Here is a 15,057-nt window from a genome sequence, read left to right on the forward strand (position 1 = left end):
AATGTGATCCACCTCGCTGTGCCCCCTGGGAAGCAGGGGGCGAGTGGTGTCTGAAATTAGGTTAGGCTAACCTAAGTTCGAACTCGCCCCCACCCCTCACCTGTCCCCGGGGGGCGACCCCGTCCCCGTACCCGGGAGGACCCTCGCCATGCGCTCGCACCTGCTCAACGACACAACGGCGGAGCACTATCGGCGCTCCGTGACCGAAGGAGTCGAGCGGGTGGCGAACAAACTCGCCACGACCCGGCGGCCGTTCACCGGAGTGACCCCCGACGAACTCGCCCCCACGATCGCCGCCGTCGACCTCGACCAGCCGCTCGGGAACGCGACCGCCGCGCTCGACGAGCTGGAGGAGGTCTATCTGCGCGACGCGGTCTACTTCCACCACCCCCGCTACCTCGGCCACCTCAACTGCCCGGTCGTCATCCCCGCCGTCCTGGGCGAGGCCGTTCTCTCCGCCGTCAACTCCTCGCTCGACACCTGGGACCAGAGCGCCGGCGGCACCCTGATCGAGCGCCGGCTCGTCGACTGGACGACCGGCCGGATCGGCCTCGGCCCCGCCGCCGACGGCGTGTTCACCAGCGGTGGCACCCAGTCCAACCTCCAGGCGATGCTGCTGGCCCGTGAGGAGGCCAAGACCGACGACCTGTCGAAACTGCGCATCTTCTCCTCCGAGTGCAGCCACTTCAGCGTCCAGAAGTCCGCGACCCTCCTCGGCCTCGGCCGCGACGCCGTCGTCTCCGTCCCGGCCGACCGTGACCGCCGCATGCAGACCGTGGCCCTCGCCGCCGAGCTGGAGAAGTGCAAGCGCGCCGGGCTGGTCCCGATGGCGGTCGTCGCCACCGCCGGCACCACCGACTTCGGCTCCATCGACCCGCTGCCCGAGATCGCCGGGCTGTGCGAGGAGTACGGGGCCTGGATGCACGTCGACGCGGCCTACGGCTGCGGCCTGCTCGCCTCCCCCACCCGCCGCCACCGTCTGGACGGCATCGAGCACGCCGACTCGGTCACCGTCGACTACCACAAGTCCTTCTTCCAGCCGGTGAGTTCCTCGGCCCTGCTGGTCCGGGACGGGGTCACGCTGCGGCACGCCACGTACCACGCGGACTACCTCAACCCCCGGCGCACCATCGAGGAGCGCATCCCCAACCAGGTCGACAAGTCCCTGCAGACCACCCGCCGCTTCGACGCGCTGAAGCTGTGGATGACGCTGCGCGTGATGGGCGCCGACGGCGTCGGCAGCCTCTTCGACGAGGTGTGCGACCTGGCCGCCGAGGGCTGGCAGCTGCTCGCGGGCGACCCGCGCTACGACGTCGTGGTGGAGCCCCAGCTGTCCACCCTGGTCTTCCGCTACATCCCGGCCCAGGTCACCTCGCCCGCCGAGATCGACCGCGCCAACCTCTACGCCCGCAAGGCCCTGTTCGCCTCCGGCGAGGCCGTCGTCGCCGGAACCAAGGTCGACGGCCGCCAGTACCTCAAATTCACCCTGCTGAACCCCGAGACGACCGTGCACGACATCGCCGCCGTCCTCGACCTGATAGCCGGCCACGCCGAGCAGTACCTTGGAGAGAACCTTGTCCACGCCTCCTGAGCACCGTGACATCCACGATTTCATCGGTATCGGACTCGGTCCGTTCAACCTCGGCCTCGCCTGCCTCACCGAGCCCATCGACGAACTGAACGGTGTCTTCCTGGAGTCCAAGCCGGACTTCGAATGGCACTCGGGCATGTTCCTCGACGGCGCGCATCTGCAGACGCCCTTCATGTCGGACCTGGTCACCCTCGCCGACCCGACCTCCCCGTACTCCTTCCTCAACTATCTGAAGGAGAAGGGGCGGCTCTACTCGTTCTACATCCGCGAGAACTTCTATCCGCTGCGCACCGAGTACAACGACTACTGCCGCTGGGCCGCCGCCAAGCTGAGCAGCATCCGCTTCAGCACCACGGTGACCAAGGTCGAGTACGAGGCCGAGGGCGAGCTGTACGCCGTGCACACCACCGGCGGCGAGACGTTCCGCGCCCGCCGGCTCGTCCTGGGCACCGGCACCCCGCCGTTCGTCCCGGACGCCTGCCAGGGCCTCGGCGGCGACTTCGTCCACAACTCCCGCTACCTCCAGTCCAAGGAGGAGCTGCAGAAGAAGAAGTCGATCACGCTGGTGGGCAGCGGCCAGAGCGCCGCCGAGATCTACTACGACCTCCTCGCCGAGATCGACGTGCACGGCTACCGGCTCAACTGGGTCACCCGCTCCCCGCGGTTCTTCCCGCTGGAGTACACCAAGCTGACCCTGGAGATGACCTCTCCCGAGTACATCGACTACTTCCACGCGCTGCCGGAGACCACCCGCTACCGGCTGGAGTCGGAGCAGAAGAACCTCTTCAAGGGCATCGACGGCGAACTCATCAACGAGATCTTCGACCTGCTCTACCAGAAGAACCTCGGCGGCCCGGTCCCGACGCGGCTGCTCACCAACACCGCGCTCCACTCGGCCTCGTACGAGGACGGCACGTACACCCTGGGGCTGCGCCAGGAGGAGCAGGAGAAGGACTTCGCGCTCGACACCGAGGGCCTGATCCTGGCCACCGGCTACAAGTACGTCACTCCTGAGTTCCTGGAGCCGGTGCGCGACCGGATCCGCTGGGACGGCCAGGGCCGCTTCGACGTCGCCCGCAACTACGCGGTCGACACCACCGGGCGCGGCATCTTCCTGCAGAACGCCGGGGTGCACACGCACTCGATCACCTCGCCCGACCTGGGCATGGGCGCGTACCGCAACGCGTACATCATCGGTGAGCTGCTCGGCAGCGAGTACTACCCCGTAGAGAAGACGATCGCGTTCCAGGAGTTCTCCGTATGAGCACCACCGCCCCCGCCCTGGGGACGTTCTCCGTCCGTCCCCTCGACCCGATGGCCGACGCCGAGCTGCTGCACGGCTGGGTCACCCACCCCAAGGCCGCGTTCTGGATGATGCAGGACGCCAAACTCCACGACGTCGAGCGGGAGTACATGGCGATCGCGGCCGCCGAGCACCACGACGCGTTCATCGGCCTGCATGACGGCGAGCCCGCGTTCCTGATGGAGCGGTACGACCCGAAGTACGTCGAGCTGGTCGGGCTGTACGAGCCCGAGCCCGGCGATGTCGGCATGCACTTCCTGGTCGCTCCGACCGAGAACCCGGTGCACGGATTCACCCGTGCCGTGATCACGGCGGTGATGCGGGAGCTGTTCGCGGACCCGGCGACCCGGCGCGTCGTCGTCGAGCCCGACGTCTCGAACAAGGCCGTGCACGCGCTCAACGAGGCCGTCGGCTTCGTGCCCGAGCGTGAGATCGACAAGCCCGAGAAGAGGGCGCTGCTCAGCTTCTGCACCCGGGAGCAGTTCGAGGCCGCGGTGGGAGGCGAGGTCCGGTGAACCCCGTCGAGAGCGTCTCCCACCTCACCCCCGAGCTGTGGGCCGAGGCCAACCGCCTGCTGATCCGCAAGGGCCTCGCCGAGTTCACCCACGAGCGGCTGCTCACGCCCGGTGACCTGGGCGAGGGCCGGTACGTGGTGTCGAGCGACGACGGCAGGACCGAGTACCGGTTCACCGCCGGCCGGCTCGCGCTCGACCACTGGCAGGTCGACGCCGGCTCCATATCCCGCCACCGCGACGGTGCGGAGCTGCCGCTGGACGCCCTGGAGTTCTTCACCGAACTGCGCGGCGCGCTCGGCCTGTCCGACGCGATCCTGCCGGTCTACCTGGAGGAGATCTCCTCCACGCTGTCGGGTACGGCGTACAAGCTCACCAAGCCCGAGGTGTCCGCCGCCTCGCTCGCCGCGGCGGACTTCCAGGCCATCGAGACGGGGATGACCGAGGGGCACCCGTGCTTCGTCGCCAACAACGGACGGCTCGGCTTCGGCATCCACGAGTACCACCGCTACGCCCCGGAGGCCGCGGCCCCGGTCCGGCTGCTGTGGGTCGCCGCGCACCGCTCCCGCGCGACCTTCACCTCCTGCACGGACCTCGGCTACGAGAACCTGATGCGGGCCGAGCTGGGCCAGGAGACCCTGGACCGCTTCGACGCCCGGCTGCGCGGCCTCGGTCTGGATCCGGACGACTATCTGCTGATGCCGGTCCACCCCTGGCAGTGGTGGAACAAGCTCTCCGTCACCTTCGCCGCCGAGGTGGCCCAGCGCCGGCTGGTCGCGCTCGGCGAGGGCGAGGACGCGTACCTGGCCCAGCAGTCGATCCGTACGTTCTTCAACACCAGCGACCCGGCCAAGCACTATGTGAAGACGGCCATGTCCGTCATCAACATGGGCTTCATGCGCGGCCTTTCGGCCGCGTACATGGAGGCCACGCCCGCCATCAACGACTGGCTGGCCTCGCTCATCGCGAGCGACGACGTCCTGCGGGCGGCCCGCTTCTCGATCATCCGCGAGCGCGCGGCGGTGGGCTACCGGCACCTGGAGTACGAGGCGGCCACGGACCGCTTCTCGCCCTACCGCAAGATGCTCGCCGCGCTCTGGCGCGAGAGCCCGGTGAACACGATCCAGGACGGTGAGCGGCTGGCCACGATGGCCTCGCTGCTGCACACCGACCGGTCGGGCAAGTCGTTGGCGGGTGCGCTGATCACCGAGTCGGGGCAGGCGCCCGAGGTGTGGCTGCGCCGCTATCTGGACGCCTATCTGCTGCCGGTGCTGCACTGCTTCTACGCGTACGACCTCGTCTACATGCCGCACGGCGAGAACGTCATCCTCGTCCTCGACGAGGACGGCTCGGTGCAGCGCGCGATCTTCAAGGACATCGCCGAGGAGATCTGTGTGATGGACCCGGACGCGGTCCTTCCGCCGATGGTGGAGCGGGTCCGCGCCGAGGTCCCCGAGGACATGAAGCTGCTGTCGGTCTTCACGGACGTCTTCGACTGCTTCTTCCGGTTCCTCGGCGCCACGCTGGCGACGGAGGGCGTACTGGACGAGGACGCGTTCTGGCGGACGGTCGCCGAGTGCGTCACCGCGTACCAGGAGTCGATGCCGCATCTGGCCGACAAGTTCGCCCAGTACGACATGTTCACCGAGGAGTTCGCGCTGTCCTGCCTCAACAGGCTGCAGCTGCGGGACAACAAGCAGATGGTGGATCTGGCGGACCCGTCGGGCGCGCTCCAGCTGGTGGGCACCCTGGAGAACCCGATCGCACGGTTCCGGTAGTCGGGACGACAAGCCGGCGGGCGCCCTGCGGAGTACGGTCCTCCGCGGGGCGCCCGCTTCGTCGTTCCCCGTGACCTATCCGGCGGGCCAGGGCACCTGCGGCGAGCGGTAGTAGTCGATGCCGAGCGCCTCCATCCGCGGCCCCTGCGCCGCGAGCCGCACCTTGTAGGCGTCCCAGTCGTGCGTGGACGCCGGGGACCAGCCGAGTTCCGCGACCCCGGGCAGCCTCGGGAAGGCCATGAACTCGATGTGGTCGCTGGTCGAGATCGTCTCGGACCACAGCGGCGCCTCGACCCCGGCGATCGACGACGCGGGAGCGCCGGGCAGATACGCGCCCGGGTCCCAGTCGTAGGAGCGCTGCACCTCGACGTAGCCGGCCCAGGCCAGGCCCAGCGGGGTGTCCTTGTCGTACTTCATGTCGAGGTAGAGCCGGTCGGCGGGCGACAGGACCAGCTTGGTGCCGCTCTGCGCGGCCTTGACGACCTGGGCCTTCTCCGCGGCGCTGGTGCCGTCCAGACCCCAGTACTGGGCGACCGCGCCCTCGACGGGCTTCGCGCCGGTCAGCTGGTGCCAGCCGACCACGGTCTTGCCGTACCTGGCGACGACGGCCTGTGCCTTGTCCATGAACGCCACATAGTCCTCGTGGCTGGTGGAGTGGGCCTCGTCACCGCCGATGTGGAGGTACTTGCCGGGGGTGAGCGCGGCCAGTTCGCGGACGACGTCGTCCACGAAGTCGTACGTCACGGCCTTCGGCACGCACAGCGAGCTGAAGCCGACGGCCGTGCCGGTGTAGAGCGGCGGGGCGACGCCGTCGCAGTTCAGCTCCGCGTACGAGGACAGCGCGGCGTTGGTGTGGCCGGGCATGTCGATCTCCGGGATCACCTCCAGATAGCGGGAGGCGGCGTGGGCGAGGATCTCCTTGTACTGGGCCTTGGTGTAGTACCCGCCGGGGCCGCCGCCGACCTGGGTGGAACCGCCGTGGGTGGCGAGCCGCGGCCAGGAGTCGATGGCGATGCGCCAGCCCTGGTCGTCGGAGAGGTGCAGATGCAGCTTGTTGATCTTGTAGAGCGCGAGCTGGTCGATGTAGAGCTTGACCTGGTCGACGGTGAAGAAGTGCCGTGAGACGTCGAGCATCGCGCCGCGGTGGCCGAAGCGCGGGGAGTCGGTGATGGTGCCGCCCGGAATCCGCCACGGGCCGGCCTGGCGCGTGTCCTTCTCCACGGCGGCGGGCAGCAGCTGGCGGAGCGTCTGGACGCCGTGGACGAGGCCCGCCGGCTTGCGGGCGGTGATGGTGACCCCGCCGCGTCCCGACTCCAGCCGGTAGCCCTCCTCGCCGAGGCTCCTGTCGCGCGAACCGAGCGCGAGACGGATGCCGCCGCGGCCGTGATCGTCGGTGACCGGCAGCGCGTAGCCGGTGGACGGGCGCAGTACGGCGGCGAGATAGGAGCCGATGCGGCGGGCATCGCGCGAATCGTCGTCGACCCGGATCCGGGTGGCGGCGGTGAGGGTGTACGGCGAGCCGGCCGGCCGTACGGAGGCGGGTGCCGGGACGATCTCACCGAGCGGTCTTGCGGCGGTGGTCTGCGCCGGAGCGGGGGCGGCTCCGACGCAGGAGATGCCCGCCGCGGCGACCAGCAGCAGCGAACCGAGAAGACGGGGGAACGTTCTGCGCTGTCTCACAGGCTGGATCCCTTCCGAGGGGCGTCACGACTGTGGTGCTGAGCAACCGAACGGTCACCATGCGTACCGTGCGCCTCAGACGTGGTCAAGGTGTAGACCACTTCCCGGGACCGGCTCTGCGGAGCCGGAGCCTCCGCGGAGCGGGTGCGACAATCGCACGCATGGCGGAAATCCTCCAGAAGGACGGCACTTGGGCCTTCGACGGCGACGTGGTCCGGATCGTGCCCGGCAGCGGCGGCAAGACGCATCCCGTGCGGCAGGCCCTCGGTGAACTCGCCGTACCGCTCGAGGCGTTGGCCGGCGTCGCGTTCGAACCGGGGCGGCGCAGCGGACGGCTGCGGCTGAAGCTGCGCGACGGCAGCGACCCTCTCCTGCTGGCCGCCGACGGCCGGCTGCCCGAGACCGCCGATCCGTACCGGCTGACCGTCGACAACGACCGGACCGGCGTGGCCGAGTACTTCGTGGACGAGCTGCGCAACGCCCTGCTGCTGGACCAGGTCCCTGAAGGACCGGTGGACCGCTTCCTGCTGCCCGGCCCCGCCGTGCCCGTCTCCGGCGGCGGGGGTGACGGCACCGCGGCCTTCGACGGCGAGGCGATCAGGCTCTCGTGGAACTGGAAGGCCGAGGAGTCCAAGAGCACGTCCGGCGCGAGCACCTTCCCGCTCGCCGAGGTGACCGGGGTGCGGTGGCTGCCCGCGATCGGCCTGGAGAACGGCCATCTGCGCTTCACCCTGCGCGGCCGGCCCGCCTCCGGGCCCGCCAAGTACGACCCGTACGCCCTCGACCTGTGGGGGCTCTCCCGCAAGGAGCACACCGCCGTCCTGGTCGCCGCCGCCGTGATCGCCCGGCTTCCGCACCCGAATGCCCCCGGCGCCCTGCGCGCATGGGGTGACCCCCAGCAGGACGCGACCCCGCCGCGCGAGCTGCCCGCGTCGACGTCGGCGGCACCCGTGCCCCCGGCCGCAGACGATCATGACGTACTGCTGCGCCGACTGCGTGAGCTGGGAGAACTGCACCTGGCGGGGATCCTGACCGAGGAGGAGTTCTCCGCGGCCAAGCAGGCCGTCCTCAAACGCATGTGAGACGGCCCGTAAAGCTGCCGTAAATACCGACTGTAACCATGATCACGCAGGTTTCTGCCCGAAATCGGGCAGGAATGTTGCGTTGAGGCCGGCAGTGACCCCAATATCTACGGGTGCTCGAACGCCGCTCGTCTCATGACGATCTCATCGACCACCTGGTGCGCAGCACCGCGCTCCAGCGCGGTGAAGCGGCCCGGGTGGTGCTCGATGTGCTGGCGTTCTTCGACGAGACCACCGAGGAATTCGTCCGTCGGCGCCACCGCGAGCTCCAGTCCGGAGGGGCCGTGAACACGGACATCTTCGAGCGGATCGCGGCCGAGCTGCCGCACCGCGCCGTGGCACCCCCGGAGCTGTCGCTGCGGCAGCTGCGCCGCATCGTCTACGGCTGAGCACACACCTGAACGTCATCGGAGGGGCAGAGACTCTATGTGCGGAATCGTCGGTTACATCGGGAAGCGCGATGTCGCGCCGCTGCTGCTGGAAGGACTGGCGCGGCTGGAATACCGGGGCTACGACTCCGCGGGCATGGTGATCAGCAGCCCGAAGTCCGCCGGGCTGAAGATGGTCAAGGCCAAGGGCCGCGTCCGTGACCTGGAGGCCCGCGTCCCCAAGCGCTTCGCCGGCACCACCGGCATCGCCCACACCCGCTGGGCCACGCACGGAGCCCCCAGCGACGTCAACTCGCACCCGCACCTGGACCCCGAGAACAAGGTCGCTGTCGTCCACAACGGCATCGTCGACAACGCGTCCGAGCTGCGCGCCAAGCTGGAGGCCGACGGCGTCGTCTTCGCCTCCGAGACCGACACCGAGGTGCTCACCCACCTGATCGCCCGCTCCCAGGCCGACTCCCTGGAGGAGAAGGTCCGCGAGGCGCTCAAGGTCGTCGAGGGCACGTACGGCATCGCCGTCATGCACGCCGACTTCAGCGACCGCATCGTCGTCGCCCGCAACGGCTCACCCGTCATCCTCGGCATCGGCGAGAAGGAGATGCTCGTCGCATCCGACGTCGCCGCGCTGATCGCCCACACCCGCCAGGTCGTCACCCTGAACGACGGCGAGATGGCCACCCTGAAGGCCGACGACTTCCGCACCTACACGACCGAGGGTTCGCGGACCACCGCCACCCCCGAGACCGTCGAGTGGGAAGCCGCCTCCTACGACATGGGCGGCCACGACACGTACATGCACAAGGAGATCTCCGAGCAGCCCGACGCCGTGGACCGCGTGCTGCGCGGCCGCATCGACGACCGGTTCTCCACCGTGCACCTGGGCGGCCTCAACCTGGACGCCCGCGAGGCCCGCGGCATCCGCCGCGTCAAGATCCTCGGCTGCGGCACCTCGTACCACGCGGGCCTGATCGGCGCCGGGCTCATCGAGTCCCTGGCCCGTATCCCCGCGGACTCCGAGCCCGCCTCCGAGTTCCGCTACCGCAACCCGGTCGTGGACCCCGACACCCTCTACATCGCCGTCTCGCAGTCCGGTGAGACGTACGACGTGCTCGCGGCCGTCCAGGAGCTCAAGCGCAAGGGCGCGCGGGTCCTGGGTGTGGTGAACGTGGTCGGCTCCGCGATCGCCCGTGAGACGGACGGCGGCGTGTACGTGCACGCCGGCCCCGAGGTCTGCGTGGTCTCCACCAAGTGCTTCACCAACACGGTCGTCGCCTTCGCGCTGCTCGCGCTGCACCTGGGCCGCATCCGTGACCTCTCCGTCGCCGACGGCAAGCGGATCATCGAGGGCCTGCGCAAGCTGCCCGCGCAGATCTCCGAGATCCTCGAGAACGAGGACGAGATCAAGAAGCTCGCCGCCGAGTACGCCGAGGCCAAGTCGATGATGTTCATCGGCCGGGTGCGCGGCTACCCCGTGGCGCTGGAGGCCTCCCTGAAGCTCAAGGAGATCTCCTACATCCACGCCGAGGCCTACCCGGCCTCCGAGCTGAAGCACGGCCCGCTGGCGCTGATCGAGCCCGCGCTGCCGACCGTCGCCATCGTCCCGAACGACGAGCTGCTGGAGAAGAACCGCGCCGCCCTGGAGGAGATCAAGGCCCGCAGCGGCAAGATCCTCGCGGTCGCGCACCAGGAGCAGGAGAAGGCCGACCACACGATCCTCGTCCCGAAGAACGAGGACGAGCTGGACCCGATCCTCATGGGCATCCCGCTCCAGCTCCTCGCGTACCACACGGCCCTGTCCCTCGGCCGCGACATCGACAAGCCGCGCAACCTCGCCAAGTCGGTGACGGTGGAGTAGTTCCGCCCGTCTTCGACGGCCGAGGAGAAGGCCGGAGAAACGACTGAGGCGACCCCCTCGCGCACGCCACCAGTAGCGCGAGGGGGTCGCCTCTTTTCCGTTGCCGGCGCCGTCAAGATCACGCCGGCTGTGGCCGCTCAGCCGGTGGCCGTCACCCCCCGGCCGGCAGCACGCCCGGTGAAGGTGGGCCAGTGCGCCAGCGCCGCGGTGGCGCCGTACCAGGCGGCGAGCCCCGCGACGGCGCCGACCCAGCCGCCGGCCTTGGCGAGACCGTCGTTCTGCGCGAACGACGCGATGGCGAGGAGCAGCATCGAGACGAACAGCAGCCCGTAGACGCCCTGTCCGAAGACTCCGCTGCCCGCGGAGGCGGCGGTGAGGGTGAGTGCCAGCAGCGCGAACAGCAGCAGGAAGAGTCCCGCGGCCTCCGCCGAGACCTCCGCGCCCGCGCCGGTGCCCCAGGTGAACCAGAAGGCGCCGAGGCCCGCAAAGGCCGTACCCGTACCGCCGTTGCCCGCACGGAACTCGAGCAACCCGACGATGAACAGTGCGACCCCGCCCACCCAGGTCGCGAGCGATGCGGCGTCGGACGCCGCGACATTGTCGATCACACCGGTGTTGCCGACGCCGAAGGCCAGCAGAGTCAGACCCAGTGCGAGGTGGCCGAGAGTAGTTGACGTGGCGCTTCCCGCGGAGACTTCGTTGTCCACGGCGGGCTCCCTTCATGCGCGCGTTGATGCTGTGTCCCAGCCACCCTTACGTACCCTTCACAAGCGCACAATCCACCTGTACGGACGAGTAGTTTTGACGGTCGTCAAAAAGTTATGAAAGGTGGCCCGACCTGGAAGGACCCGACCGAACGAGGGGTGGCGCGAGGGTCTGGCGAGGCTCAGGGAATGACGACGACCGGACGCTGCGCACGACGCGCGAGCCGGCCGGCGACCGACCCGAAGATCCGTCCGACGATGCCGTGCGTGGAGCCGACCACGATCGCGTCCGCCGAATACTCTCGGCCGACTTCCTCGAGCTCGTGGCAGATGTCGCCGCCGCGCTCCACGAGGATCCACGGCACCTCGGACAGGTAGTCGGCGCAGGCCAGTTCAAGCCCCAGCACCTCGGTGCGATGGTCCGGTACGTCGACGAAGACCGGCGGTTCGCAGCCCGCCCACACGGTGGTGGGGAGGCGGTTGGCGACATGCACGATGATCAGGCCCGAACCGGAGCGCCTGGCCATGCCGATGGCGTACGCGAGCGCCCGCTCACTGGATGTCGATCCGTCGAAACCGACCACGACTCCGTGCCGGAAGGCGGGATCGCAGGAATGACGTGACTGTGCCGCCGCCTGCAGATCCGACGAGGGGTCGGCGACCTGCTTGCGGTCCGCGGGTTCGGGAAATTCGTGACCGGCCATCGGTTTTCTCGGCGTTCAGATCCTCAAGGGGAGGACGACGGTTGGCAGCGGAGCTCTGTCCGGGAATCATCTTCCCAACCCCATACCCCCAAGGGTACGGCGACACTCCTCGCCTGCCCAGAGCTCGTAGCCCTACTCGCGGCGCGCCAAGGAGCAGGCGTTCCAGGGAGCATGCACGAGCACGCTCTGTATGGCAATGGCGCCTGCACCGTACAGGCTTCGCCCCGGGGCGGCAGCTCACGGTCCGATGGCCCGCGGCACCCGCGGTGCGGGCGCAGTGACCGCGGGACTCCGGTCCTCGTTGGTACACGGACCCCCGCCCCCGCCGCCTGGAGCTTCCGTGCCCGTACCCCCGGCCCGTCGCGCCTCCGCCCCGACGCCCGCCCGGGCCCCGGCAAGGGGCCGTCGCAGGGCGTCGCGGCCGGCGGCCCCGCCCGTGGCGCCCTCCGGGGTGCCGGCGGCCCGGCCGGGCCAGGAGGACGCCACGGGCCGCACGGGCTCCCGCGGCTCCGGGGCTCCGCGCAGCGCCGGCGGAGGCGGTGGAGAGGGCGGTCGCGGTGGCGGCGGTGCGGCGGTGCAGGCCACGGCGGGCGACTCCGTGGGCGAGGTGGTCCGCTGGGCGACTTTCAGCTGTGCCCTGGTCCCGGTCGTTCTTGTGGCGTGCGGCACACCCGTCGGAGGGGCCGTCGCGGTCGCGCTCGGCCTGGCGGCCGTGACCACCGCCTGCGCGGCGCTGATGCGCCGGTCCGAGCGCGCCGCGGCACGTCCCGTACGGACGAGGGGGCGCAGAGGCGCGGGCAGGCGCGCACGGAGGACTCCGGAGAGCTGACGGGTTCGCACGCACGCACCCGTATATTTTCAGCCAACTTCCCGGCTGCGGTGATTCCTTGGGGAAATGACCCGTCAACCCCCGTGCGACCAGGGAAGAAAGGACCGCACGCACCGCACGCACCCTACGGGGATGGGCCATGAGCGCGACGCGCACTTCCCTGCGCGGCCCGTGGATGAAACGCTTCGTGATCGAATGCTTCGCGCCAAGTTGCCTTGTCGACAATGTGCCGGATCGAGAACTTGTCACGCCGGCACCACGGGACGCAGTAGATTCGATCATGAGTATCGAAGGCTGGGGACTCGTGCAGAACCGAGGGGAAACGTGCAGGAGCGACAGGCCCGACAAGAACGGGGAGACGCGAACACCGAGGGGGGCTTAGCGTCATGAGTCAGGACTCCGCCGCGCCGGAGGCCGTACGGAAGCTGTCCGGGCGCCGCCGCCGAGAAGTCGTCGCGGTGCTGCTGTTCAGTGGCGGCCCGATCTTCGAGAGTTCCATTCCGCTCTCGGTGTTCGGAATCGACCGCCAGGATGCCGGAGTTCCCCGCTACCGGCTGCTCGTATGCGCCGGAGAGGAGGGCCCCCTGCGGACCACAGGGGGACTCGAACTCACCGCGCCGTACGGGCTGGAGGCGATCGGAAGGGCCGGCACCGTCGTGGTACCGGCCTGGCGGTCCATCACCTCACCACCGCCACCGGAAGCGCTCGACGCGCTACGCCGCGCCCACGAGGAAGGGGCCCGCATCGTCGGGCTGTGCACCGGGGCGTTCGTACTGGCGGCAGCGGGGCTGCTGGACGGCCGTCCGGCGACCACACACTGGATGTACGCGCCGACACTGGCCAAGCGCTATCCGTCGGTCCACGTCGACCCGCGTGAGCTCTTCGTCGACGACAGCGACGTGCTGACCTCCGCCGGGACCGCGGCAGGCATCGACCTCTGCCTGCACATCGTCCGGACGGACCACGGCGTGGAGGCCGCCGGGGCACTGGCCCGCCGGCTGGTCGTCCCACCACGGCGCAGCGGCGGGCAGGAGCGCTACCTCGACAGATCTTTACCCGAGGAGATCGGCTCCGACCCGCTCGCCGAGGTCGTGGCCTGGGCGCTGGAGCACCTCCACGAGCAGTTCGACGTGGAGACCCTGGCGGCGCGCGCGTACATGAGCAGGCGGACCTTCGACCGCAGGTTCCGCTCACTCACCGGCAGCGCTCCCCTGCAGTGGCTGATCACCCAGCGGGTGCTGCAGGCGCAGCGACTGCTGGAGACCTCCGACTACTCCGTCGACGAGGTCGCGGGCCGCTGCGGCTTCCGCTCCCCGGTGGCGCTGCGCGGCCACTTCCGCCGCCAGCTGGGCTCCTCCCCGGCCGCGTACCGGGCCGCCTACCGGGCCAGGCGCCCGCAGGGCGAGTCCGGTGGGCCTCCGGGGCCGGAGCATCCGGTGGTTCCGGCACAGACCTCCGGTGCACAGTCGAGGCGGCCCCCGGCCGCCGCGGCGGCGCCCGGGGGACCTCCGGAACCGGGCAAACCGGGCTCCGACGCCTGCGCTCCCGGCCGTCCGGCGCTCCCGGGTCAGCGGAGTGCGCCATAAGGTAGGACGCATGAACGATCGCATGGTGTGGATCGACTGCGAGATGACCGGGCTCTCGCTGGCCGACGACGCACTCATCGAGGTGGCCGCCCTGGTCACCGACTCGGAACTGAACGTGCTCGGTGAAGGGGTGGACATCGTGATCCGCCCGCCGGACGCGGCGCTGGAGACCATGCCCGAGGTGGTGCGGCAGATGCACACCACCTCGGGCCTGCTCGACGAGCTCGCGGCCGGCACGACCCTCGCCGACGCCGAGGAGCAGGTCCTCGCGTACGTACGTGAACACGTCAAGGAGCCGGGCAAGGCCCCGCTGTGCGGAAACTCGGTCGGCACCGACCGCGGCTTCCTGCTCCGCGACATGCCGAAGGTGGAGGAGTACCTCCACTACCGGATCGTCGATGTCTCCTCGGTCAAGGAGCTGGCCCGCCGCTGGTACCCGAGGGCGTACTTCAACAGTCCGGAGAAGAACGGCAACCACCGGGCGCTCGCCGACATCCGCGAGTCCATCGCCGAGCTGCGCTACTACCGCGAGGCGATCTTCGTCCCCCACCCCGGCCCCGACTCCGACACGGCGAAGACGATCGCGGCACGCCACGTCCTGCCCGCGTCCCCTTAGGACCCGGGCACCCGTGTACAGGGTCCCGCGACAGGAGCACGTAAACGCGGGCGCGAGCACCCTCTCGGACCCTGTACACTTTTTCTCGGCCGGTCGGGAAAGCGACCGGTCATGGTGGGTGTAGCTCAGCTGGCAGAGCACCTGGTTGTGGTCCAGGATGTCGCGGGTTCAAGTCCCGTCACTCACCCTGAATGATCAAGGGGTGGCCCGTGGAAACGCGAGCCACCCCTTGATCTTTATTGTTTGGGCCGAACGACAGCCAAACGCGTTTGGTTCGACCGGCGTACGGTCCCCACCGTGGCGAGCATCAGGAAGCGCGAGAAGAAGGACGGCACCGCCACCTGCACCGCGATCTCTTCGTTGATCGCCGCGGCAGAACGCGCGGCACCATGCGGTTCGCGTTCAGGAGGGCACGACACAAGGCTATC

At 69.6% G+C, this 15,057-nt stretch carries 13 protein-coding genes and 1 tRNA gene; 11 read left to right on the plus strand and 3 right to left on the minus strand.

Annotated elements, in window-relative coordinates; translation table 11 throughout:
* Positions 1-148 precede the first annotated feature (148 nt).
* Genes ACIQMR_RS21950 through ACIQMR_RS21965 form a run of 4 tightly spaced genes read left to right on the plus strand, consistent with a single transcriptional unit; the run spans position 149 to position 5,184 of the window.
* The gene (locus ACIQMR_RS21950; protein WP_401389742.1) at positions 149-1,591 is read left to right on the plus strand and encodes a pyridoxal phosphate-dependent decarboxylase family protein; all 1,443 of its coding nucleotides are present in this window, start codon (positions 149-151) and stop codon (positions 1,589-1,591) included.
* Positions 1,575-2,855, plus strand: coding sequence for a lysine N(6)-hydroxylase/L-ornithine N(5)-oxygenase family protein (locus tag ACIQMR_RS21955; protein WP_401389745.1), 1,281 nt, complete (start codon positions 1,575-1,577; stop codon positions 2,853-2,855). Before ACIQMR_RS21950 ends, ACIQMR_RS21955 begins: the two co-directional genes overlap by 17 nt.
* Entirely contained in the window at positions 2,852-3,409 is a 558-nt protein-coding gene (locus ACIQMR_RS21960) for a GNAT family N-acetyltransferase (RefSeq protein WP_401389748.1), read from the plus strand. Before ACIQMR_RS21955 ends, ACIQMR_RS21960 begins: the two co-directional genes overlap by 4 nt.
* The gene (locus ACIQMR_RS21965) at positions 3,406-5,184 is read left to right on the plus strand and encodes an IucA/IucC family protein (protein WP_401389751.1); all 1,779 of its coding nucleotides are present in this window, start codon (positions 3,406-3,408) and stop codon (positions 5,182-5,184) included. The genes ACIQMR_RS21960 and ACIQMR_RS21965 overlap by 4 nt, the downstream gene beginning before the upstream one ends.
* A gap of 75 nt (positions 5,185-5,259) precedes the next feature.
* Here the strand turns inward: ACIQMR_RS21965 and ACIQMR_RS21970 are convergent, their stop codons facing one another.
* Complete coding sequence (locus ACIQMR_RS21970; RefSeq protein ID WP_401389754.1) at positions 5,260-6,864, minus strand: beta-N-acetylhexosaminidase; 1,605 nt, start codon at positions 6,862-6,864, stop codon at positions 5,260-5,262.
* A gap of 161 nt (positions 6,865-7,025) precedes the next feature.
* Here ACIQMR_RS21970 and ACIQMR_RS21975 point away from each other — a divergent pair, with 161 nt between their 5' ends.
* The 3 genes from ACIQMR_RS21975 to glmS all read left to right on the plus strand — a co-directional run bounded on the left by ACIQMR_RS21975 (position 7,026) and on the right by glmS (position 10,190).
* Complete coding sequence (locus tag ACIQMR_RS21975; protein ID WP_401389757.1) at positions 7,026-7,946, plus strand: DUF4429 domain-containing protein; 921 nt, start codon at positions 7,026-7,028, stop codon at positions 7,944-7,946.
* A 113-nt stretch (positions 7,947-8,059) separates the two neighbouring features.
* Positions 8,060-8,335: a hypothetical protein gene (locus ACIQMR_RS21980; protein ID WP_385477926.1), complete on the plus strand. Its 276-nt coding sequence runs from the start codon at positions 8,060-8,062 to the stop codon at positions 8,333-8,335.
* Positions 8,336-8,372: 37 nt separating this feature from the next.
* Positions 8,373-10,190, plus strand: coding sequence for a glutamine--fructose-6-phosphate transaminase (isomerizing) (gene glmS, locus ACIQMR_RS21985; protein WP_401389760.1), 1,818 nt, complete (start codon positions 8,373-8,375; stop codon positions 10,188-10,190).
* A gap of 137 nt (positions 10,191-10,327) precedes the next feature.
* Here glmS and ACIQMR_RS21990 read toward each other — a convergent pair whose 3' ends face one another.
* Positions 10,328-10,897: an acetate uptake transporter gene (locus ACIQMR_RS21990; RefSeq protein WP_266373989.1), complete on the minus strand. Its 570-nt coding sequence runs from the start codon at positions 10,895-10,897 to the stop codon at positions 10,328-10,330.
* Between the two features lie 179 nt (positions 10,898-11,076).
* Entirely contained in the window at positions 11,077-11,598 is a 522-nt protein-coding gene (locus tag ACIQMR_RS21995) for a universal stress protein (protein WP_266373987.1), read from the minus strand.
* Between the two features lie 340 nt (positions 11,599-11,938).
* Here ACIQMR_RS21995 and ACIQMR_RS22000 point away from each other — a divergent pair, with 340 nt between their 5' ends.
* The 4 genes from ACIQMR_RS22000 (at position 11,939) to ACIQMR_RS22015 (ending at position 14,816) form a co-directional block, all read left to right on the plus strand.
* Positions 11,939-12,427, plus strand: a complete 489-nt coding sequence (locus tag ACIQMR_RS22000) for a hypothetical protein (protein WP_401389764.1) — start codon at positions 11,939-11,941, stop codon at positions 12,425-12,427.
* 386 nt (positions 12,428-12,813) lie between these two features.
* Positions 12,814-14,013 (plus strand): GlxA family transcriptional regulator, encoded by a 1,200-nt coding sequence (locus ACIQMR_RS22005; protein ID WP_401389767.1) that lies wholly within the window; start codon positions 12,814-12,816, stop codon positions 14,011-14,013.
* Positions 14,014-14,023: 10 nt separating this feature from the next.
* Positions 14,024-14,629 carry an oligoribonuclease gene (orn, locus tag ACIQMR_RS22010; RefSeq protein ID WP_358669529.1) on the plus strand — a complete coding sequence of 202 codons (606 nt, stop codon included), beginning with the start codon at positions 14,024-14,026 and terminating at the stop codon, positions 14,627-14,629.
* A 114-nt stretch (positions 14,630-14,743) separates the two neighbouring features.
* A tRNA-His gene (locus tag ACIQMR_RS22015) sits at positions 14,744-14,816 on the plus strand.
* Positions 14,817-15,057 lie beyond the last annotated feature (241 nt).

Source organism: Streptomyces sp. NPDC091376, from assembly GCF_044757085.1.
GTDB lineage: Bacteria > Actinomycetota > Actinomycetes > Streptomycetales > Streptomycetaceae > Streptomyces > Streptomyces pratisoli.